This is a genomic window from Streptomyces sp. NPDC002935, assembly GCF_040611295.1.
Taxonomy (GTDB): domain Bacteria; phylum Actinomycetota; class Actinomycetes; order Streptomycetales; family Streptomycetaceae; genus Streptomyces.
In genome coordinates this window covers 41,356-62,120 of record NZ_JBEXNW010000025.1, presented here as the reverse complement: position 1 = coordinate 62,120, position 20,765 = coordinate 41,356, and the positions used below count along the sequence as shown (strand labels likewise).

Here is a 20,765-nt window from a genome sequence, read left to right as displayed (position 1 = left end):
CCCGCGGCCGCCCCTTGGCGCTCGCCCGCGGCCGCTCGGTACCGCTTGCGCACCGTTGCTTCGTTACTCCTTATCGCGACCGTGATACTATCTAACGAAGTGCACTTCTCCGTGCTCCGTCCAGCGAGAAGCAGAGGAGCCGGGCAGCCCGCCCGAAAACCCCCACCCCGAGACGAAGAGGCGATGACGTGGCCGCAGACAGTCCGACCGGGACGGGCCCGCGCGACCGGTTCCGCGCGCAGGTACGGCAGGAGGCGAAGACCGCCGCACTGCGCCAGCTGGCCGAGGGCGGCCCGGAAGCGCTGTCGCTCAACGCGATCGCCAAGCAGCTGGGCATGACGGGACCCGCGCTCTACCGCTACTTCGCCGGCCGCGACAGCCTGCTCACCGAGCTCGTCATCGACGCCTACGGGGATCTCGCGTCCACCCTCTCCCGCACCGCCGAGGCCTGGCCCGGGGACGCGGTCGCCCGGCTGACCGACCTGGTCCGGGCCTACCGGGCCTGGGCGCTGGCCGAGCCGCACCGCTACCGCCTGCTCTTCCGGGCCCCGCTTCAGGGCTACGACGCCCAGTCCACGAGCCTGGTCGAGGCCTCGCAGCCCGCCATGACCGTACTCCTGGACGCGGTGCGGGCCGTGGCCGAGCCGAAGGGGCAGATCCCGGAGGAGGCGGCGGCGCAGTTCCGGGAGTGGAGTGAGCGCCACGGCTTCGAGGACGTGTCGGAGGCGGTCGCCGTACGCTCCACGATGTTGTGGGCCCATCTGCACGGCATGGTCGGCCTGGAGATCGAGGGCAACTTCACCTCGATGGGCATCGATCCGCCCTTTCTCTACGAGGCAGAGGTGACGGACTTCGTGCGCTCGCTCCGAGACGGCTCCTGATTCGGTGCCGCGAGGGCTCGCACAAACACCCCTCGAACAGGAGAATGAAAGCCTCGACGAGTCCGCCGACGGACCATCAAGTCACGTACCGCGCCTACGACTTGCTCCTGCGGTACGACTACCGCATCGGGACCACTCGCCCGCTCCGGGAGGACTGCGGCATATACCAGAAGCACGACCGTATCGGGTGTTGCCAAATCCCTTACAGGGCTTCGCGGGCTGTGCGACAGTCGTAACGGTCCTTCCGTCAGCCTAGGTCGAACCGTCCCCGCATCGGAGTACGTCATGCCCTCCCATCTCTCTGCGGACCGCCCCGCCGCTCAGCCGCCCCGGCGCGGCTCGGTCGACGCGCTCATCTCGCAGACGCGCCGTCTGCGCGGTGAGGTGGACGCCGTACGGCGTGAGGCACCCGCCGACGACGAGGACGCGCAGGGACGCTGGCAGCGCGCGCTGTGCAATCTGGCGCTGCATCAACTGAACGATCTGGACGAGCACTTGGCCCAGTTGCGGGACGGGCCGCAGGCCGTGCCCGTCCAGCCCACCGCCGCCCCCGCGGCCCGGACCGTGCCGGCCGCACCCCGGCACGGCTCACTGCTCAGCCGGGTCGGCAGCGCCGAGTGGAACCTGCTGACGGACGCGGCCAGTTGGTCCGGTGAGCTCTATCAGATCCTGGGCCGTGACGCCGCCGCTCCCCCGCTCACGCTCGACGAACTGCCCTCGCTGGTGCTCGACGAGGACCGGCCGATGCTGACGGCGATGGTCACCGACTGCCTCATCGACGCCAAGCCCATCGACGGGGAGTTCCGTATCGTGCGCCCCGACGGCGGAGTGCGGACCGTGCACATGATGGGTGAGCCCGTGCTCGACACCAACGGCAGCACCGCCTCGATGTGGGCCGTGCTCCGTGATGTCAGCGAACTGCGCCGCACCCAGCGGACGGTGGGCGAGACCCGTGAATCGCTCCGGCGTCAGCAGCATGTCGCACAGACCGAGCACCGGCTCGCGGTCGAACTCCAGGAGGCCGTACTGCCGCCCTGGCGTGGCTCCCTGCGGTTCCCGCGCCAAGGACCCCGCGCACTGGACGTGGCCGCCCACTATCTGCCGTCCTCGAGCAGCGCGCTGATCGGCGGCAACTGGTACGACGCCCTCGAACTACCCGACAGGGAAACCCTGTTGAGCGTCGGCGACCTCACCGGCCACGGGGTCACCGTGACCTCGGGGATGGCGATGCTGCTGGGCGCCCTGCGTGGCATGGCCGTGGCCGGCACCCAGCCGGGTCAGCTCCTTTCCTGGCTCAATCAATTGCTCGATGCCACCGTCCAGCCCGCCCTGGGCAGCGCCGTCTGCTGCCGCTACCGTCCCGCGACCCGCACCCTGAGCTGGGCACAGGCAGGACACCCCGCCCCGCTGCTCTTCCGAGGCGGGACGGGGCGTGCGCTGGCCGCACCGGACGGCGTACTGCTCGGAGCCACTTCCGGTGCCGTCTACGGGCAGGCCGAAGAGACCCTCCACGTCGGCGACCTGCTGCTCCTGCACACCGAGGGACTGGTGCCCCGGCGATCAGGGTCAGCCCCCCACCCGGGCGAAGCCGGGAGCCGGGGAGGAACGGCGGCCGTCCAGAGTCTGCTCGACCTGGCCCCGCGCTTCGGCGAGGCCCGAACGGCCCAGGACTGTGTACGGATGGTTGTCGAGGAATTCGGCGAGACCGAGCGCGAGGACGACGCCTGCGTGCTCATCGCCCGGATCGGGTCATGATGTCGGAGGCCGATGACGCCGGAGGCGGACGGTACCGAGAGTTGGCCAGGGATCGGCGAGTCGATCAGGATCGGCATCGGTCCATGACGGCTGACCCCTTTGTCAGCCCAACGGCGCCGGCACGTCGCGGCGCGACCCGCTCCGACCCGAACACCGACCGGCGCAGAGGACGCAGGCTTCCTAGGCCCGCGCGCTGCTGCCCCTGGGCTTCAACGAACCCTTCGGCAGCGCGAGTTTGATCTCCTCACGCAGATCGCTGATCTTCGGATAGCTGGAGTACTGCCCGGTGAGCCGGTACATCTCGCGCAACCGGTCCCAGGTGCGATGGGAGGAGTTGGTACCCATCGACGTCAGGGCCAGTCGCGCGTACCGGTCGGCCTGCTCGGGGTCGTCGGCGATGAAGCAGGCCGACGCGAGGGAGATGTGGTCGAAGATCTTCGACCTGTCCCGGCCCGACTCCCGTAGCTTCAGCGCCTCCTTGGCATGACGCTGCGCGGTGGCCGCCGCGGCCGGCTCGTGCTCGGCGAGGGTGCGGTAGGCGAGAGCCTGCATTCCGTGCATGTCGGCCTCGTCGAACAACTGCATCCAACTGGGCGGAGGTACGTCACCGCGGTCGGAGACGAACAGGTCCTCCGCCACACCGAGGGTGCGCCGCATGGCCTGGCCCTTGCCCATGGACGCCTGCGCCCAGGCCTCGATGGTGTGGAGCATGGCCTGGGTGCGGGGCAACACCTCCTCGCCGGAACCGGACTTGGCGAGTTTCATCAGGTCGAGTGCGTCGTCGGGCCGGCCCAGGTGCACCATCTGGCGAGCCGCCCGGGAGAGCGCCTCCCCCGCACGGGGCCGGTCGCCGCCCTCTCGGGCCGCGTGGGCGGCGATGACGAAGTACTTCTGAGCCGTGGGCTCCAGGCCGACGTCGTGCGACATCCAGCCCGCGAGGACGGCGAGGTTGGCGGCGACGCCCCACAGGCGTCGCTGGAGATGGTCGGGGTGCCGGTAGGAGAGCATGCCTCCCACTTCGTTGAGCTGGCCCACCACGGCCTTGCGTTGCAGCCCGCCGCCGCGGGCCGCGTCCCAGGCCCGGAACACCTCGACGGAGCGCTCCAGTTCCTCGATCTCCTGCGACCCGATGGGGGCGGCCTCATAGCGGTCGAACCCGGCGGAGTCGGCGTGCAGGGGGTCTTCGAACTGTGGAGCGTCGGCCGTCAGGGCCGGATCGGTGTGCAGCCAGTCGTGCATGGCAGTGCTGAGTGCGGATCCCGCGGCGAGCGCGGCACCCGCGCCCACCAAGCCGCGTCGGTTGAGCATGAGGTCCATTCCCGTGAATTCGGTGAGGACCAAGGCAGTCCGCTCGGGCGCCCACGGCACTCCGTCGGGATGTTCCACACTCCCGCCGCCTTGCCGTTTCCCCGTGCGCCCGTGCCTGACCAGACCGAGGTCCTCGATGGTCACGACACGGCCGAGACGCTCGGTGAACAGAGCCGCCAGCACCCGCGGCACCGGATCGCGCGGGATCTCTCCCATGTCGATCCACCGCCGCACCCGCGAGGTGTCGGTCGCCAGCTGGGGATGGCCCATGGCCGCCGCCTGCCGGTTGACCATTCTCGCGAGTTCGCCCTTGGACCAGCCGGCCAGGCCGAACAGGTCCGAAAGGCGGGAGTTGGGTTGTCCGTTCACGTCAAGCCCCCAGGTTCTCGGCTGATTCGACAGTAACCGCCTGTCAGTTGCTGAGCGACTATTCGCCAGGGTTCGCCAGGGTGCGCCAGATGGTGTGCCAGTGGACGACGGGTGTCAGGTAGGAACGCGCCACCCCGACCCGGTTGCCAGGGACATTCCCCAGGATGAACCAGGGCGGCCGGGGCGGGCAGCGCGGCAACTTGCAGGCACACGAAGGGATCTGTTTCGCCCATGTACACAGCATCGTCCTCCGTGTCCGCTCCGCCCCGGTCGTTGCACTCCCGCCCGGTGGGCAGCGGCCCTTACCTCGACCCCGCGCGTCAGGCGGCCCCCGTGCTCGGTGCCGGCCGGACGCGGCGCGTGCCGGGGCTCGGCACCCAACCGCTCAGCGGGAGACTCGACTTGTCCGGCCCCCAGGGCGCCCAGCTGCGCACGGCGATCGCGTCGGTGCACCGGATCTGTCCGGAGTTCGCTCCGGTCCAGGTACTGCGCCGCAGCGGACGCTCCGTACTCCTCGTCGGCACGACGGGGCGCAGCACGGCCGTCGCCAAGTGTTTACTGGACCACTCCCCCGTCTGGGCCGAGCGGATCCGGCATGAAATAGCGGCCTACCGCTCGTTCGTCCGGCAGCGCCCGCCCGTTCGGGTGCCCCGGCTGATCGCGGCGGACCCGGACAACTGCACGCTGGTGATCGAGCGCATGCCGGGCAGGGTGGCCGCGCTCCACCGGCACCCGGCCGAGGCCCCGCCCCGCGCGGACATCCGCGCCGCGCTGGGCGCCATCTGCCGGCTGAACGCGTGGCGGCCACCGGCGGGGACCTTCAACGCCCCGCTGGACTACGCTGAACGGATCTCCCGCTTCCATGAGCTGGGGCTGCTCACGGACCGGGACATGGGCGATCTGCAGAAGCTGGTGCACGGCATCGCCTCTTCGTCCGGCCGCCAGGGCATGGGCCAGTTCTGCCACGGCGACGCCCTCCTGTCGAACATGCTCCTCTCACCGGCCGGTCCAGTGCTGGTGGATTGGGAGCACGCGGGCTGGTATCTCCCGGGCTACGACCTGGCGACGCTGTGGGCGGTCCTCGGTGACGCTCCCGTGGCGCGCCGTCAGATCAGCCAGCTCGCGCAGTCGGCCGGCCCGGCGGCACGGGACGCGTTCCTGGTGAACCTGATGATCGTACTGACGCGCGAGATCCGTACGTACGAGATGGCCGTGCAGCGTTCCATGCACGACACGGCCCCGGCGGCAGCGGGCCCGGCCCACCCGGCTGCTGCGCCGTCCGGCGAGGAACAGCGGCTGCTGCTGAGGCGGCTGCACGACGACTGTCAGCTGGCCCGTCGGGCCGTTCGCGCGGCGGTCGGCACTCGCTGAAGGGGGACGGAGGTCCGCGGTAGCGCCCAGGACAGGGGCGCACCGCGGGCCTCCTTCATGTCCGATCCGGGCGCCCACTGTTCGAGGCATTGGTCCACACCACTGACGCCCCGCAGGCCGGGAGGCCGCCGCCACGAAACCCCCTTCGCCCCGCGCTGACATGGGAAATCGCCGTCCTCTGGGCATGATTGACGGATCGTCGGAGAGCCGGTAGCACTGACGCGTTCGGCCCTCCCACGCCCCACCGCGCCCGACCGTCCCAGGAGGCTGCATTGCACTGGTCCGCCACCGAACCCAAGGGCACCACCGGGCACAGACGCGCGCGCAGGACCGCGGGAGCCGTCGCCTCGGCGGCGCTGCTGCTGCCACTGCTCGGCGCGGCCCCTTCGAGCTCCGCCGAGGAGGCACCCGCGACCGGTTTGCAGCGGGCCTTCGCCGCCGCGGCCACCGAGTACCACGTACCGCAGAGCGTGCTGCTCGCCGTGTCCTATCTGCAGTCCCGCTGGGACTCACACGCCGGTGCGCCGAGCGTCAGCGGCGGCTACGGTCCCCTGCATCTGACCGACGCCCGGACCGCGGTCGCCGAGGCTCCGCACCACGGCGACGGCACCGAGGACGCCCGCGGCGACAGCTCGCGGCCGGCCCTCCTGCCCGACACGAAGGCACCGGCCGACTCCGAACTCCCGGCCCGGCTCACGACATTGACGAAGGCGGCCGACCTCACCGGCCTGCCGGCACAGCGGCTGCGCACCGACGCGGCGGCGAACATCGCGGGCGGCGCCGCCCTTCTCGCCGCCGCCCAGCGAGACCTCGGCGAACCCCTGAGCGACGACGCCGCCGACTGGTACGGGGCGGTGGCGCGCTTCTCGGGAGCGGACGACGCCGCCACCGCGGCGGCCTACGCCGACGACGTGTACGAGGTGATGCGCGCCGGCGAGAAGCGCACCACGGACACGGGCCAGCAGGTGGCCCTCGCCGCTCTGCCAGGGCTGAGCCCCGACACCGCGCAGCTCCGCCGTACGGGACTGCGGACGGCCTCCGCCGAGGGCACGGAGTGCCCGAGGACCGTGTCCTGCGAGTGGATCCCGGCCCCGTACGAGGAGTTCGGCGAGGGCGACTACGGCAACCACGACCTGGGCGACCGGCCCACGTCGCAGAGCATCAAGTACATCGTCATCCATGACACGGAAGGCACCTGGGACGGTGTGCTGAACCTCGTCCAGGACCCGACCTATGTGTCGTGGAACTACACCCTGCGCTCGACCGACGGGCACATCGCCCAGCATGTGAAGGCCAAGGACGTGGCCTGGCACGCGGGCAACTGGTACATCAACGCGAAGTCCATCGGCCTGGAGCACGAGGGCTTCCTCACCTCGCCCGACGCCTGGTACACGGAGGAGATGTACCGGGCCTCGGCCCGCCTGGTGAGGTACCTCTCCAGGAAGTACGCCATCCCGCTGGACCGGCAGCACATCCTCGGGCACGACAACGTACCGGGCCCCACGACCTCCACCATTCCGGGCATGCACACGGACCCGGGCCCGTACTGGGACTGGCAGCACTACTTCACCCTCCTCGGACACCCCTTCCACCGCACGTTCCACAAGGGCGGCGGACTGGTGACCGTCCTGCCCGACTTCGACGCGAACCAGCCGGTGTACACGGGCTGCGTCACCAAGGGCGAGCCCTGCGCTGCACACGGTTCGAGCGAGGTGCGGCTCTACTCCCAGCCGGACGAGAGTTCGCCGCTCGTCAAGGACATCGGCCTGTACCCGAAGGGCGACGCCTCGACGACCGGCGTGAACGACGTGGCCTCGCGCGTCTCCACCGGGCAGCGGTACGCGCTCGCCGGACAGGACGGCGACTGGACGGCGATCTGGTACCTGGGCCAGAAGGCCTGGTTCAAGAACCCGAGGAAGCAGCCGACGGCGGTGAAGGCGTCGGGGCCCGCCGTGACGCCCAAGGACGGGCTGGCGGAGATCCCCGTGTACGGAAGGGCGTACCCGGAGAAGGAGGCGTACCCGGCGGGCGTGCCCGTCCAGGCCGTCTCACCCCTGCCGTACAAGGTGCTCGCGGGTCAGCGGTACGCGGCCGGTGACAAGGTGCCCGGCGAGTACTTCTACGCGCCGACCTTCGACACGGCGCCGCACAGGGTCGTGATCGGTACGGACCTGTACTACGAGATCCAGTTCGGGCACCGAGTGGCGTTCGTGCGGGCCGCGGACGTGGACCTGGTTCCCTAGCAGGTCCGACGGCTCGGCAGCCGGGTCCGCGCAAGCGGGCCCGGTTCCGTCCGTCGGCGACGACAATGACACGGGCAACCGACCAGGGAAAGTGCCGCCTACGACAGGTTCGACCGCGGTAGTGCCAGTTAACGACATGTAACCGCGCGCCCGGACCCTGTGCGGTGAGATGGGCCGTTCACGGTAAGCGGCACACCTGGGGCAGGCATGGGCGATTTCGTCAAAGAGACTTCAACGCGGCCCGCCCATGTGGCGGACCCACAGCAGTGTCGATGCGGTGCCGAACCGCACGACAGCGCACCGGAAGGGGCCGAGGAAAGGTTTCGGGGTCTGCTGGAGGCGGCGCCGGACGCCATGGTCATCGTCGACGACACCGGCATCATCAGACTCGTCAACGCCCAGACCGAAGCCCTCTTCGGATACAAACGCGAAGAACTCCTCGGCCACCCCGTCGAACTCCTCGTACCCGGCCGCTTCCGCGCCCACCACCACCAGCACCGCGACGGCTACGCCGACAACCGCCAAGTCCGCCCCATGGGCGCCGAACTCGAACTCCACGGCCTCCGCAAGGACGGCACCGAATTCCCCGTCGAGATCAGCCTCAGCCCCCTCGAAACCGCCGACGGTCTCCTCGTCTCCGCCGCCGTCCGCGACGTCAGCGACCGCAAGGCCGCCGAGGAAAGGTTTCGGGGTCTGCTGGAGGCGGCGCCGGACGCCATGGTCATCGTCGACGACACCGGCATCATCAGACTCGTCAACGCCCAGACCGAAGCCCTCTTCGGATACAAACGCGAAGAACTCCTCGGCCACCCCGTCGAACTCCTCGTACCCGGCCGCTTCCGCGCCCACCACCACCAGCACCGCGACGGCTACGCCGACAACCGCCAAGTCCGCCCCATGGGCGCCGAACTCGAACTCCACGGCCTCCGCAAGGACGGCACCGAATTCCCCGTCGAGATCAGCCTCAGCCCCCTCGAAACCGCCGACGGTCTCCTCGTCTCCGCCGCCGTCCGCGACGTCAGCGACCGCAAGCGCGCCGAGGCCCGGATCAACGAACTCGCCGGTCTGGTGGAGTCCTCCCAGGACGCGATCCTCGCCAAGACCCTGGACGGCCACATCACGTACTGGAACGCGGCGGCCCAGCGGCTGTACGGCTACAGCCGGGCCGAGGTGATGGGCAGGCACGTGTCGCTGCTCGCCACGACCGAGCGGCGGGACGAGATCGACCTGCTCCTGGACCGGCTGCGCAGCGGTGAGAAGGTCGAGCACTTCGAGACACTGCGGCTGACCCGCTCGGGCGCCCTGCTGGACGTGGACATCACGCTGTGGCCCACCCGCGCCCCGGACGGCTCGGTCGTCGGTGCGTGCGCCATCGTCCGGGACATCAGCGACCGCAAGAAGGCCGAGGCGGAGCTGACCTTCCTCTACGAGCAGCAGCGGCACATCGCCCTCACTCTCCAGCGCAGCCTCATGGGCACCCCGCCCGCCATTCCCGGTCTGACCACCGCGAGCCGCTACCGGCCCGCCACGCAGGGAGCCGGGGTGGGCGGCGACTGGTTCGACCTGATCCCGCTCGGAGCCGGCCGGGTCGGGGTGTTGATCGGCGATGTGATGGGCCGCGGTCTGGACGCCGCCGCCGTGATGGGTCAGCTGCGGTCGGCCGCGCACGCCCTGGCCAAGACCGGTATGCAGCCCCGCCAGCTGATGCAGGCCCTGGAGGCCGTGGTCGGCGATCTGGACGTGCCCGACCAGCTCGTGACCTGCTGCTATCTGGTCATCTCCGCCGACGCCGGCGAAGTGACGGTCTGCTCGGCCGGACATCTGCCGACGCTGGTGGCCACGCCCGGCGTCGGCACCAGGCCGCTCCCCGCACCCGTGAACGCGCCCCTCGGTGTCGGCGGCATCCTCTACGAGCAGGCGACCTCGGTGATACCGCCCGGGGCGACGCTCGTCCTGTACACCGACGGTCTCATCGAGACGCCCGGCAGCGACATCGAGGACCAGCTGGCCCAGCTCACCGACACCCTGGCGGCCCTGTTCGCGACCGCGCCCGATCTGGAGAAGGCCGCCGACCATGTGCTGAGCGCCCTGCTGCCGGACGCCGACGGGCACAACGACGACGTCACGCTCCTGCTCACCCGGCTCCCCGACGGGCCCCTGGCCACCGTCAGCACCGACCTGCCCGCGGCGCCCGAATCGGTGCCGGAGGGCCGCGCCTTCCTCAGCAAGGCCCTGACCACATGGAACTGCGCGCCCACCGCGGACGACGCCCGGCTCCTGCTCTCCGAGATCCTCACCAACGCCGTCCAGCACGCCCAGGGGCCCATCGGCCTGCACCTGTGCCGGACCGCCACCGATCTGACCGTGGAGATCAGCGATCGCAGCCCGCATCTGCCGCAGCCCCGGTCGGCCACCCAGGACGAGGAGTCGGGACGGGGACTGATCCTGGTCCGGGCGCTCGCCGACGACTGGGGTGTACGTCCCACCGACACGGGCAAGACCACGTGGTTCACCCTCAAACTGTGATGCCAGGTGGGGTGTTCGGCCTCAGCCCTGCTGGAAGAGTTCCGCCGGGAGCGGCTTCAGCAGGGCGTACAGGTCGTCCGTGATCGGACGGTCCCAGGCGGCGATGGTCACCAGGACGTTGTCGCTGCGGTCGAACTGGACGCAGGAGATACGGGTCTCGGAGAGCTTCAGCCGGCGCACGATCAGCAGGTTGTCGCCCTGCATCACCGGCATGTCCTCGGTCCCGGTGACGGTGACCTCCTCGTCGTTCTCCAACGCGATGAGGAGCTGGGCCACCTCGAAGGGGACCTCGCCCTCGGCGACGTCACGGGCCTGGGATCCCTCGGGCAGGTTGCCGATGATCATCGCGGGACCGCGGCCGCCGAACAGGTCGTAGCGCAGGAAGACGCCCTGGCAGCTGCCGTCGGGGGCGGGCAGCAGGCCCGCGCCGAGATTGCCGGGCCAGTCGCCCGGATCCATGGCCAGAACGTCGAAGTCGGGCCCGGCGGGCGTGGCGCTGCGGCGGCGGAGGAAGGACATGCCGCAATGGTACGTGCACGGGCGTGGACCGGGCCCCGCGGGCGCAGCCCGTGCGGGGCCGGGACAGCGGCCGGCCCGCGTCAGGAAGTGGCCTGTTCCCGCAGCGCCGCCGGCAGCCCCGTGCGGTCCGTGCCGACCTTGCGGTAGACCGCCGACAGGAGCCGGGCGACGGCCTGCTCGTCGATGTGCAGTTCCTCGGCGACCTGGGCCGGGGTCCGGCCCCGCGCGGTGAGTGCGGCGGCGGTGCGCTCGCGGGCAGTCAGGATGTCCGTCTCGGTGCTGTGCAGGCGGCGCGGCCGCAGCCCCGCCGCCACCACCCCTTCACGCGCCTCTTCGATCAGCCCGTCGGCACCGCACCGGACGGCCGCGTCGAGACCGCGGTGGAGCTGCTCTGCGGCTTCCTTGGGACGTCCGGCGCGGCGCAGTTCGGTGCCCAGGGCGACCAGGGCGCAGGCCAGTTCGTAGGCCGCCGGGGAGCGCTCCAGATGGCTCACGGACTCTTCGAGGAGCTGGACGCGGGCCGGGCCCGGGGAGACCTCGGCGGCGACGCGCAGGGCCTGGCCGATCGCGGAGGGGGCGCCGTACTGGCGGGCGCGGTTCACCGCTTCGAGTGCCGTGGCGACAGCGCGCTCCGGGTCGTCGTGGCTCTCGGCGCGGGCGAGGTGGAGCTGCCAGGGGCACCAGGCGGGGTTGCGCATGCCGCGCGGGTCGAGCCGACGTCCGGCGGCCGCGAGCTCGGTGGCGGCGTCCTCGGTGAGGCCGCGGGCGAGCAGGAGTTCGCCGTACACGGTCTGGGCGTCCGGGAAGGTCACGGCGGCCGGGAAGGGGGCGCGGAACGCGTAGTCCTCGCCGGTCCGCGTGGCCTCCTCGACCCGGCCGCGGGCGAGCAGGACCTGGATGAGGGTGCCCACGGCGTACCAGTGGACGGGTGTGCCGGGCCCGACGCGTTCGGCGAACCTGAGGCCGGCGCGGACGAAGTCCTCGGCTTCGGCGAGACGGCCGCGGCGGAAGCGGACGTATCCGAGGATCGTGTAGCCGAAGGAGAGGTGGGCGCCGTGCCAGCCCTGGGATTCGAAGTCGGCGATGCCGGTGGCGAAGAGTTCCTCGGTGCGGCCCGGCCGGTCGGCGTACATGAAGGTCATGGCGACCAGGACCGGGACCTCGAAGCCGCGGTCGGCCTCGGCCCAGCCGAGGCCGCCGGCCAGGGCGCGGTCGGCGTGGTGGAGGGCGATGTGGGCGGGTTCGCCGCGCAGGGTGGCGTCCCAGGCGCGCAGCCCGATGACATAGCGCTCGGTGAGGTCGTGGCCGGTGAGCCGGTCGGCGAGCCGGGCCAGGCGGCGGGAGCGCGAGGGCGAGTCGGGTTCGTCGGCGCGGAAGGCGTCCCACATGAACTGCTCGGACTGCATGCGCAGCCGTACCCGGGCGTCGCCGGTGACCCGGATCTCGCGGGCGAGGGTCTCGGAGGCCTCGGCGAGGCGGTCGCTGTGCGCGAGGACCTGGGAGAGGCGGTAGACGATGTTGTGGCGCAGCTCCGGATCGGCGATGGGCTCTTCGAGGGCGGCGCGCAGATGGTTGACCGTGGTCGCCGGTTCGGTGAGCAGGGACGCGCAGCCCAGTTCGTACAGGACGGCGGCGCGGTCCTCGATGGGCGGCGGTTCGCGCAGGGCGCGGGCGAGGTAGCTGCGGGCGGCCTCGGGGGCTCCGGCACGCTGGGTCTCGCGGGCCGCGGCGCGCAGCTGCTGGACGATCCAGGTGTCGCCGTCGGGGTGGGTCTCCATGAGGTGCCGGGCGGCGGCGGCCGGGCCGAGGCCTTCGTTGATCACACACCAGGCGGCCTGGCCGTGCAGGGCGACGCGGACGCTGCCGGGGATGTCCCGGTAGACGGCGGTGGCGATGAGGGGGTGGACGAATTCGAGGGGGTCGGCGCCGGTGAGGATGCGGGCGGTGCGCAGGGCGTCGGCCGCGTCGGCGGCCTCCTCGGAGCCGAGGCCCGCGACGGCGGCGGCGAGCGTCGGATGGATCTCCGTGCCGAGCACGGCGCAGGCCCAGGCGAAGCGGACGGTCGCGGTGCCGAGGCGTTCGAGGCGGGCGACGAGGCCGCTGCCCTTGACGGCGGCGGCGAGGTCGCGCAGGAGATGTGCGCCGTCCTCGGTCGGGGTCAGGCCGCGGTCACGGACCTTCGCGGTCAGCTCGACGGCCTCGAAGGGGTTGCCCGCGGTGACCGCCCAGCACTCGCGGCAGAAGGCGTCGTCGGCCGCTGTGCCGAGATCCTCGCGGACGAGCCGGGCCACGGCGGCCGCGCTGAGCGGTTCGAGGCCGATGGGGCGCTGTCCCGCGCGACCGGGCAGCCCTCTGAACGCTTCGGCGTGTTCGGGGAGTTCGTCGGGGCGGTAGGCGACGACGAGCAGCAGCGGGAGTTGCTCGGCGCGTGGCGCGAACGCGGCCAGCCAGCTGAGCGATTCGGCGTCGGCCCAGTGGGCGTCGTCCAGGACGAGCACCATCGGGGCGCGCTGCACGGCGAGGTGGGTGAGCACCCAGTCGAGTCCGGCGCGCAGGCCCTGCTGGTCGGGCGGGGCGCCTTCCGACGGCGCGCAGAGGCCGAGCGCGGGGCCGACGATCGCGTACCAACTCCCCAGGGACGCGCGGAGTTCGGCCTCGGAGAATCCGGCGAGCTGCGGCTGCAGGAGCTGGCGGGCGACGTGGAAGGCGACGCGCTGTTCCTGTTCTCCGCCGCGCGCGCTGAGCACCGTGCAGCCCTTGGCGGTGGAGCGCCGCCGTACCTCGGCGAGGACGGTCGTCTTGCCGATTCCGGCGCGTCCGGCGAAGGCGAGGAGCGCGCCCCGGGTCCGGCCCGGTGGTTCGCCGATGTCTCGGCGCGGCCCGACAAGGTCGCTCAACGCCTCGTCGACGGCGGACAGTTCACTCTCGCGCTCGAAGAGCGTCCGACGGCTGCGCAGGCTGCGTTGCCCCATGATCACCCCCTGTCACGATCGCGCGCCCGCGCGGGGAGCGGATGCGCACCGTGACCTTCAGGCACCTCAGCGTACGCCCCGATCATCCACGGGGCAGCCCGTTCGAGCGCTCCTGGTCAGAACCTCGTACACCGGCGCGGCTGCGGGAGGCAGGGCGGTGAGCAGCCCCCTGGGCGCGGGCGCTCGGGCCGCCGCCCCCTCCCCCGTGCGGGGCGGGGCGGGGCGGGGCGGGCCCGGCGGTCGTCGGTTCAGGTCAGGTCGAACTCGCCCTCGCGGGCTCCTGATACGAACGCCCCCCACTCCGCGGGTGTGAAGATCAGGGAAGGGCTCTGGGGACTGCCACTGTTCCGCATCGCGATGAAGCCCTCGACAAAGGCGATCTGGACGTCTCCCCGCCCTCGGCTGCTGGACTGCCATTCGGCGTTGCTGAGGTCCAGCTCCGGCTTGTCCCAGCCCGCGAGCGGGTGTTGCTCGATGGTGCTTTCGGCCACGTCCGTGCTCCTCCCGGTTCGTCGTCCGCGGCCAGCCTAGCGATCGGTCCGTGTGGCGGACAGGCCACGTGAGGGGGACGCTTTCAGGAGGCGGGCGGCGCGGCGCCGACCAGCCACATCGAGAAGAACTGGGATCCGCCGCCGTAGGCGTGCCCGAGCACCCGGCGAGCCCCGTCGACCTGGTGCTCTCCGGCCTGGCCGCGCACCTGGAGTGCCGCTTCGGCGAAGCGGATCATGCCGGAGGCACCGATCGGATTGGTGGAGAGGACCCCGCCCGACATGTTGACGGGCAGATCGCCCTCCAGTTCCGTCACCCCCGACTCGGTGAGTTTCCACCCCTCGCCCTCGTCGGCGAAGCCGAGGTTCTCCAGCCACATCGGCTCGTACCAGGAGAACGGCACGTACATCTCGACGGCGTCGATGTCACGGCGGGGGTCCGCGATCCCGGCCTGCCGGTACACGTCGGCCGCGCAGTCCTTGCCGGCCTGCGGGGACACGAAGTCCTTGCCGGCGAAGAGGGTCGGTTCGCTGCGCATCGCGCCGCCGTGCAGCCAGGCGGGCGGGCGCGGCGAACGGGCCGCTCCCGCGCGGTCGGTGAGGATCATCGCGCAGGCTCCGTCGGAGGAGGGGCAGGTCTCCGAGTAGCGGATCGGGTCCCAGAGCATGGGCGAGGCCTGGACCTTCTCCAGGGTGATGTCGTGTTCGTGGAGGTGTGCGTACGGGTTCTTCAGCGCGTTGCGCCGGTCCTTGTAGGCGACGAGCGAGCCGACGGTGTCGGGGGCGCCGGTGCGCCGCATGTAGGCGCGTACATGCGGTGCGAAGAAGCCGCCGGCGCCGGCGAGCAGCGGCTGCTGGAAGGGGATGGGCAGGGACAGGCCCCACATGGCGTTCGACTCGGACTGCTTCTCGTAGGCCAGGGTCAGGACGGTGCCGTGGACCCGGCCCGCGACGAGGTTGGTGGCGACGAGGGCCGTCGATCCGCCGACGGAACCGGCCGTGTGCACCCGCAGCATCGGTTTGCCGACCGCCCCGAGGGCGTCGGCGAGGTACAGCTCGGGCATCATGACGCCCTCGAAGAAGTCGGGGGCCTTCCCGATGACCACGGCGTCGATGTCCGCCCACGTCAACTCGGCGTCCTCCAGCGCCCGTTGGGCGGCCTCGCGGACGAGTCCGGCGATGGAGACGTCCCGTCGGGCCGCCACGTGCTTGGTCTGGCCGATGCCTATGACGGCCACGGGCTCCTTGCTCATCGGGCATCCCCTTCGAGTACGGCGACCAGGTTCTGTTGGAGGCAGGGGCCCGAGGTGGCGTGGGCGAGCGCCCGGTCGGACTCCCCGCGATGGACGCGCGTGGCGGCCTCCCCGATGCGGATGAGCCCGGCCGCCATGACGGGGTTGGCTGCGAGGGGTCCCCCGGACGGGTTGACGCGCACGTGGTCGTCGAGCCGCAGCGCCTTGCGCAGGATCACTTCCTGGGAGGTGAAGGGGGCGTGCAACTCGGCTGTGTCGACGGGCCGTTCGAAAGCTCCGGCTCGTTCGGCGGCCAGTCTGGCGGACGGGGAGTCGGTCAGATCGCGTACACCGAGGGCGTGTGCCTCGATGCGGTGGTCGATGCCCCGGATCCAGGCGGGCCGTTCGCACAGTTCGCGGGCCCGGTCGCCTGCCGCGAGGATCACGGCGGCGGCGCCGTCGCCGATGGGCGGGCAGTCGCCGGTGCGCAGGGGTCGTACGAGATAGTCGCCCTGCGGCACGGAACCCCGCAGCTGGGCATGGGAGTTGGCGGTCGCCGAGGCTCTGCTCCGGGCGGCGACCGAGGCGAGCGCGAGTTCGTCGGTCTCCCCCGCGTCGATGAGCGCCTGCGCCTGGAGCGCGGCGAGGGCGACCGAGTCGGGCCAGAGCGGAGCCAGGTAGTACGGATCCAACTGCCGGGTCAGGACGTCGCGTACGGAGCCGGGCGAGGACTTGCCGTAGGCGTACACGAGCGCGGTGTCGGCGTCGCCGGTCAGCAGTTTGGTCCAGGCCTCGTACAGCGCCCAGGCTCCGTCCATCTCGACGTGCGACTCGGAGATCGGCGGCCAGGCGCCCACCCCGTCGAGCGCCATGGTGAAGGAGAAGGCGCGGCCCGCGAGATAGTCCGTGGAGCCGGAGCAGGTGAAGCCGATGTCACTGGTCTGCAGGCCGGTCCGGTCGAGGACGTCGTGCAGGACCGGGAGGAGCATCTCGACCTCGGAGAGCTCGTCGGAGGTGCGCCGGTGGTCGGTCTGCCCGAAGGCGACGACGGCGATGTCCCTGATGGGCCGCATCTACAGCATCTCCTTGTACGTCTCGTAGTCCGCGTCCGGTTCCCCGGTGGGCCGGTAGTGGTCCGGGTGGCGGCCGCCCTCCGTCCACACGGGTTCCACACGCAGGCCCATCCGGACCTCGTCGTAGGGGATGCCGCCGATCCGGCCGTGCAGCGCGAGGCCGGCTCCGTCGAGGGCGATGTGCGCGTAGACGTACGGGACTTCGATGTCGAGGTTCTTCGCCTTGATGTTGACGATGCAGTACGTGGTGACGGTGCCGCGCGGACCGACCTCGACCTGTTCGGAGGTGCCCACCCCGCAGGTGGGACACGCGCCCTTGGGCGGGACGTACACCTTGTGACAGGACGGGCAGCGTTCGCCGACGGTCCGCCGCTCGGAGAGGTTCGCGATGTAGGCGGACTGGGCGCGGCCCGGCGAGTAGACGTAGTCGAGCCGTGCGGGGGCGACGATTCCGGTGACCATGTCCTCGAACCGGCCGTCGTGGCCGGTGAGTTCGCCCGGCGTGCCGTCGTAGGGCTCGAAGCAGGCGATGTCGGTGATCGCGCCGGAGCGTTCGGGGGCCCAGCGGACGCGGACGCGCATCCCGGTGCGGACGGCGTCGGGGCCGGGGGCGTCGAGGGCGTGCAGCAGGCCGGTGTCGGCTCCGTCGAGCTTGACCAGGACCCAGGCGAAGGGAGTGTCGAGGGGCTGGCCGCGGCGGGGTTCATGGTTCCAGGCCCAGGTGGTGACGGTGCCGGTGGGGGCGACCTCGACGAGGTCGCGTATCTCCTCGGCGGTGACGGGGTCGTACTCGACGGGCGGGACGAGGGTGCGGCCGTCGGCGGTCCGTACACCGAGGACGACCTGCTCGCGCAGGCCCGTGAGGAAGGCGCTCTGCACGGGTCCGAGCGAGCGGGTGAAGGGGAACTCGACGACGAGGGGGGCTTTGAGGACTTCGGGCATCCCGGATCTCTCCTTCCAGGGGGCCGGACGCGCCGCGGTCGCGGGGCGGGTCGGACGCGTCCGGCGCCGGGCTTGCGGGTCAGGCGCGCCGGTAGACGGGCGGGCGCTTCTCGGCGAAGGCCCGGGAGCCCTCCTTGGCGTCGGCGGTGTCGAAGACGGGCCAGCCGCGCCGCAGTTCGGCGGCCAGGCCGTCGGTCTCGGTCAGCTCGGCGGTCTCGTACACGGACGCCTTGACGGCCTCGACGGCGAGCGGCCCGCAGGCGTTGATCTGCTCGGCGACGGCGAGCGCCTTCTCGAGTGCGGTGCCGTCGGGCACGACATGGCCGATCAGGCCGATGCCCGCGGCCTCCTCGGCGGAGTAGGGGCGGCCCGTGAGGAGCATTTCGAGGGCGTGGGTGCGCGGGATCTGGCGTTGCAGCCGGACCGTCGAGCCGCCGATCGGGAAGAGTCCGCGCCTGACCTCGAAGAGCCCGAAGGTCGCGGAGGCTCCCGCGACCCGGATGTCGGTGCCCTGGAGGATCTCGGTGCCGCCCGCGACGCAGTGCCCCTCGACGGCGGCGATCACCGGTTTGCGGGGGCGGTGGTGGCGCAGCATGGCCTTCCAGTGCAGATCGGGGTCTGCCTTGAGCCGGTCCCGGTACTGCTCGCCCTCCATGCCCTTGCCGGCCAGCGCCTTGAGGTCCATCCCGGCGCAGAAGGCACCGCCGGCACCGGTGAGCACGATCGAGCGGATCGCGTCGTCCTCGTCGGCCTCGATCCAGCCGTCGTACAGACCGACCAGCATCGACAGCGAGAGCGCGTTCTTGGCCTCGGGCCTGTTGAGCGTGAGCACCAGTGTGGCGCCTTCGCGCTGCACGGTGAGGTGTTCCGTCCCACCCATTGCCGTCCTCCCGTCTCGGATGCGAGAACAGGTTGCAGGAGGCGTCGAGCCAGTACAAGGGTTTTCTGACAGACAGTCAGATTTCTTGTGCCGGGCCCCTTCACAGTTCGGTCCGGCTTTGCTCTGATGACCATCGGGCCCGGAGCGGACATGCCCCCGGGGGCGCCCGGCCACGGACGTAGACGGACGTGCACGGTCAGGAGGAACGGTGGAGTACAACCTTGCCGACCTGTTCGAGTCGGTCGTCGACGTGGTCCCGGACCGCGAGGCGCTCGTGTACATCGACCACCCCGGCACGGGCGCGGAGCGCCGACTGACGTACGCGCAACTGGACGCGGCCGCGAACCGTGTCGCGCACCACCTGATCGACAGCGGGATCCGCCCGGGCGAGCACCTCGGCCTCCACCTCTACAACGGCGTCGAGTACCTCCAGACGGTGCTGGCCTGCCTGAAGGCGCGCGTCGTACCGGTCAACGTCAACTACCGATATGTGGAGGAGGAGTTGGCCTACCTCTACCACGACGCGGATCTGGCGGCACTGGTCTTCGACGCGGAGTTCGCCGACCGGGTGGCGGCGGCGCGGCCTCGCGCCCCGCGACTGCGGCACCTCGTCCGGGTGGGCGCCGCGGCGCCCGGATCGGTCGCGCCGGACCTGGCCGATCTGGTGGAGTTCGCCGAGGCCGAGGCCGCCGGGTCACCCGGGCGCGGCTTTCCTCCTCGTTCCGCGGACGACCAGTTCATCATCTACACCGGCGGCACCACGGGGATGCCCAAGGGAGTGATGTGGCGGCAGGAGGACCTGTTCTTCGCCGGCCTCGGCGGTGGCGCGCCGACCGGCGATCCGGTCACGAAGCCGGAGGAGCTCGCCGAGCGCGTCGCGGCCGGCGGCGCCGGGATCACCTTCTTCCCCACTCCCCCGCTGATGCACGGCACCTCGACGCTCACCGCCTTCATCGCCTTCAACTTCGGTCAACGCGTCGCGCTCCAGCGCAAGTTCGTACCCGAGGAAGTACTGCGGACGATCGAGAGGGAGAAGGTGACCAGTGTGTCCCTGGTCGGCGACGCGATGCTGCGGCCGCTGATCGACGCTCTGAACGGGCCCATGAAGGGCACGGACTGCTCCGCCCTGTTCAGCGTGTCCTCGTCCGGCGCGATCATGTCGGACACCGTGCGCGAACAGTTCCAGGCACTCGTCCCGAACGTGATGCTGCTCAACAACTTCGGCTCCTCGGAGTCCGGCTTCAACGGCACCGCGACGCCCGACTCCGGCCCGGAGCGCGGCTTCCGGATTCGCGTCAACTCCCGTACGCGGGTGGTGGATCCGGTCACCCACGAGCCGGTCCTGGTCGGCGAGCCGGGGCGGGTCGCGCAGCGCGGCCACGTACCCCTCGGCTACTACAACGACCCCAAGAAGACCGCCGAGACCTTCTTCCGGATCGGCGACGAGCGCTGGGTGCTCCTCGGCGACATGGCCACGGTCGACGAGGAGGGCATCGTCACCGTCCTCGGCCGCGGCTCGCAGTGCATCAACACCGGCGGCGAGAAGGTCTACCCCGAAGAGGTCGAACAGGCCCTCAAATCGCATCCGGACGTGTACGACGCCCTGGTCGCCGGAGTGCCCGACCCGAAGTGGGGCAACCACGTGGCGGCGGTCGTCCAACTCAGGGAAGGCGCGCCGCGGCCGACCCTCGACGACATCCAGACGCACTGCCGCGCCCACCTCGCGGGCTACAAGATCCCGCGCCGGCTCGTCATCGCCGAATCCATCCAGCGTTCCCCGAGCGGCAAGGCGGACTACCGCTGGGCCCGGTCGGTCGCCGCGACCGCGAGTCCCTGACCGGAGCGCGCGGCACGCCGCGTACTCTTTGCCCGCGCTAGACCCTCCTGGTTGAACTATGGGTGAAGATCAGCCGTACGGATGATGGCACACCTGCCTTGCCCCGGGGCGTGTCCGTCGTGTCATCGCGGGGCTTCGTACGGAAGGACCATCGGCGTGTCGCACATCACGCGCTCCAGTCAACTGCCGGAACAGCCGGAGAGGGAGACGGAGCCGCATCCGGACGCCGGGACGGCGACCGGAACGCCCGCTGTCGCGGAACCGGACGCGTCCGCGCGGACGGACGCGGAGACCGACGGACCCGCGAGCGCGGACCGCGAACCCGATCCGTCCGTCGGCGCGGGCCCGGAGGCCGGTCCGGAGGCCGGA

14 protein-coding genes are annotated in these 20,765 nt (G+C 71.3%); 6 read left to right on the top strand and 8 right to left on the bottom strand.

The features are described 5' to 3' along the window. The first annotated feature begins 188 nt into the window (after positions 1–188). Both ABZX90_RS29255 and ABZX90_RS29250 read left to right on the top strand, forming a co-directional pair. The gene (locus tag ABZX90_RS29255) at positions 189–881 is read left to right on the top strand and encodes a TetR/AcrR family transcriptional regulator (protein ID WP_355209652.1); all 693 of its coding nucleotides are present in this window, start codon (positions 189–191) and stop codon (positions 879–881) included. Positions 882–1,166: 285 nt separating this feature from the next. Then, on the top strand, positions 1,167–2,636 hold the full coding sequence (locus ABZX90_RS29250) for a SpoIIE family protein phosphatase (RefSeq protein WP_351122897.1): 1,470 nt from the start codon (positions 1,167–1,169) through the stop codon (positions 2,634–2,636). A gap of 180 nt (positions 2,637–2,816) precedes the next feature. On the opposite strand, the gene ABZX90_RS29245 is transcribed toward ABZX90_RS29250, so the two are convergent. After that, complete coding sequence (locus tag ABZX90_RS29245) at positions 2,817–4,313, bottom strand: hypothetical protein (RefSeq protein WP_351122895.1); 1,497 nt, start codon at positions 4,311–4,313, stop codon at positions 2,817–2,819. Positions 4,314–4,544: 231 nt separating this feature from the next. Between ABZX90_RS29245 and ABZX90_RS29240 the strand changes: the two genes are divergently transcribed. From ABZX90_RS29240 to ABZX90_RS29230, 3 genes are all read left to right on the top strand, one after another. Next, the gene (locus ABZX90_RS29240; protein WP_351122892.1) at positions 4,545–5,684 is read left to right on the top strand and encodes an aminoglycoside phosphotransferase family protein; all 1,140 of its coding nucleotides are present in this window, start codon (positions 4,545–4,547) and stop codon (positions 5,682–5,684) included. Between the two features lie 272 nt (positions 5,685–5,956). Then, positions 5,957–7,927 (top strand): peptidoglycan recognition family protein, encoded by a 1,971-nt coding sequence (locus ABZX90_RS29235; RefSeq protein WP_355209647.1) that lies wholly within the window; start codon positions 5,957–5,959, stop codon positions 7,925–7,927. 249 nt (positions 7,928–8,176) lie between these two features. Beyond that, on the top strand, positions 8,177–10,453 hold the full coding sequence (locus ABZX90_RS29230) for a PAS domain S-box protein (protein WP_355209644.1): 2,277 nt from the start codon (positions 8,177–8,179) through the stop codon (positions 10,451–10,453). A 21-nt stretch (positions 10,454–10,474) separates the two neighbouring features. Here ABZX90_RS29230 and ABZX90_RS29225 read toward each other — a convergent pair whose 3' ends face one another. The 7 genes from ABZX90_RS29225 to ABZX90_RS29195 form a co-directional block, all read right to left on the bottom strand. Next, positions 10,475–10,972 (bottom strand): hypothetical protein, encoded by a 498-nt coding sequence (locus tag ABZX90_RS29225; RefSeq protein WP_351122888.1) that lies wholly within the window; start codon positions 10,970–10,972, stop codon positions 10,475–10,477. A gap of 80 nt (positions 10,973–11,052) precedes the next feature. After that, positions 11,053–13,944: an AAA family ATPase gene (locus tag ABZX90_RS29220; RefSeq protein WP_351122885.1), complete on the bottom strand. Its 2,892-nt coding sequence runs from the start codon at positions 13,942–13,944 to the stop codon at positions 11,053–11,055. A 248-nt stretch (positions 13,945–14,192) separates the two neighbouring features. Then, positions 14,193–14,435, bottom strand: coding sequence for a DUF397 domain-containing protein (locus ABZX90_RS29215; RefSeq protein WP_351122882.1), 243 nt, complete (start codon positions 14,433–14,435; stop codon positions 14,193–14,195). Positions 14,436–14,518: 83 nt separating this feature from the next. Beyond that, positions 14,519–15,685, bottom strand: a complete 1,167-nt coding sequence (locus ABZX90_RS29210) for a thiolase domain-containing protein (protein ID WP_355209640.1) — start codon at positions 15,683–15,685, stop codon at positions 14,519–14,521. Then, positions 15,682–16,737: a thiolase domain-containing protein gene (locus ABZX90_RS29205; protein ID WP_355209637.1), complete on the bottom strand. Its 1,056-nt coding sequence runs from the start codon at positions 16,735–16,737 to the stop codon at positions 15,682–15,684. Before ABZX90_RS29205 ends, ABZX90_RS29210 begins: the two co-directional genes overlap by 4 nt. Then, positions 16,738–17,679, bottom strand: coding sequence for an OB-fold domain-containing protein (locus tag ABZX90_RS29200; RefSeq protein WP_351122873.1), 942 nt, complete (start codon positions 17,677–17,679; stop codon positions 16,738–16,740). A 79-nt stretch (positions 17,680–17,758) separates the two neighbouring features. Then, complete coding sequence (locus ABZX90_RS29195; RefSeq protein ID WP_351122870.1) at positions 17,759–18,559, bottom strand: crotonase/enoyl-CoA hydratase family protein; 801 nt, start codon at positions 18,557–18,559, stop codon at positions 17,759–17,761. Positions 18,560–18,767: 208 nt separating this feature from the next. Here ABZX90_RS29195 and ABZX90_RS29190 point away from each other — a divergent pair, with 208 nt between their 5' ends. Beyond that, entirely contained in the window at positions 18,768–20,396 is a 1,629-nt protein-coding gene (locus ABZX90_RS29190) for an acyl-CoA synthetase (RefSeq protein ID WP_351122867.1), read from the top strand. The last annotated feature ends 369 nt before the right edge of the window (positions 20,397–20,765 follow it).

What these genes read in the sequence shown, in the direction of transcription:
- ABZX90_RS29250 (WP_351122897.1), top strand. Translation starts at nt 1,167, where the DNA reads ATGCCCTCCCATCTCTCTGCGGACCGCCCCGCCGCTCAGCCGCCCCGG.
- ABZX90_RS29240 (WP_351122892.1), top strand. Translation starts at nt 4,545, where the DNA reads ATGTACACAGCATCGTCCTCCGTGTCCGCTCCGCCCCGGTCGTTGCAC.
- ABZX90_RS29225 (WP_351122888.1), bottom strand. Translation starts at nt 10,972, where the DNA reads ATGTCCTTCCTCCGCCGCCGCAGCGCCACGCCCGCCGGGCCCGACTTC.
- ABZX90_RS29220 (WP_351122885.1), bottom strand. Translation starts at nt 13,944, where the DNA reads ATGGGGCAACGCAGCCTGCGCAGCCGTCGGACGCTCTTCGAGCGCGAG.
- ABZX90_RS29210 (WP_355209640.1), bottom strand. Translation starts at nt 15,685, where the DNA reads ATGAGCAAGGAGCCCGTGGCCGTCATAGGCATCGGCCAGACCAAGCAC.
- ABZX90_RS29205 (WP_355209637.1), bottom strand. Translation starts at nt 16,737, where the DNA reads ATGCGGCCCATCAGGGACATCGCCGTCGTCGCCTTCGGGCAGACCGAC.
- ABZX90_RS29200 (WP_351122873.1), bottom strand. Translation starts at nt 17,679, where the DNA reads ATGCCCGAAGTCCTCAAAGCCCCCCTCGTCGTCGAGTTCCCCTTCACC.
- ABZX90_RS29195 (WP_351122870.1), bottom strand. Translation starts at nt 18,559, where the DNA reads ATGGGTGGGACGGAACACCTCACCGTGCAGCGCGAAGGCGCCACACTG.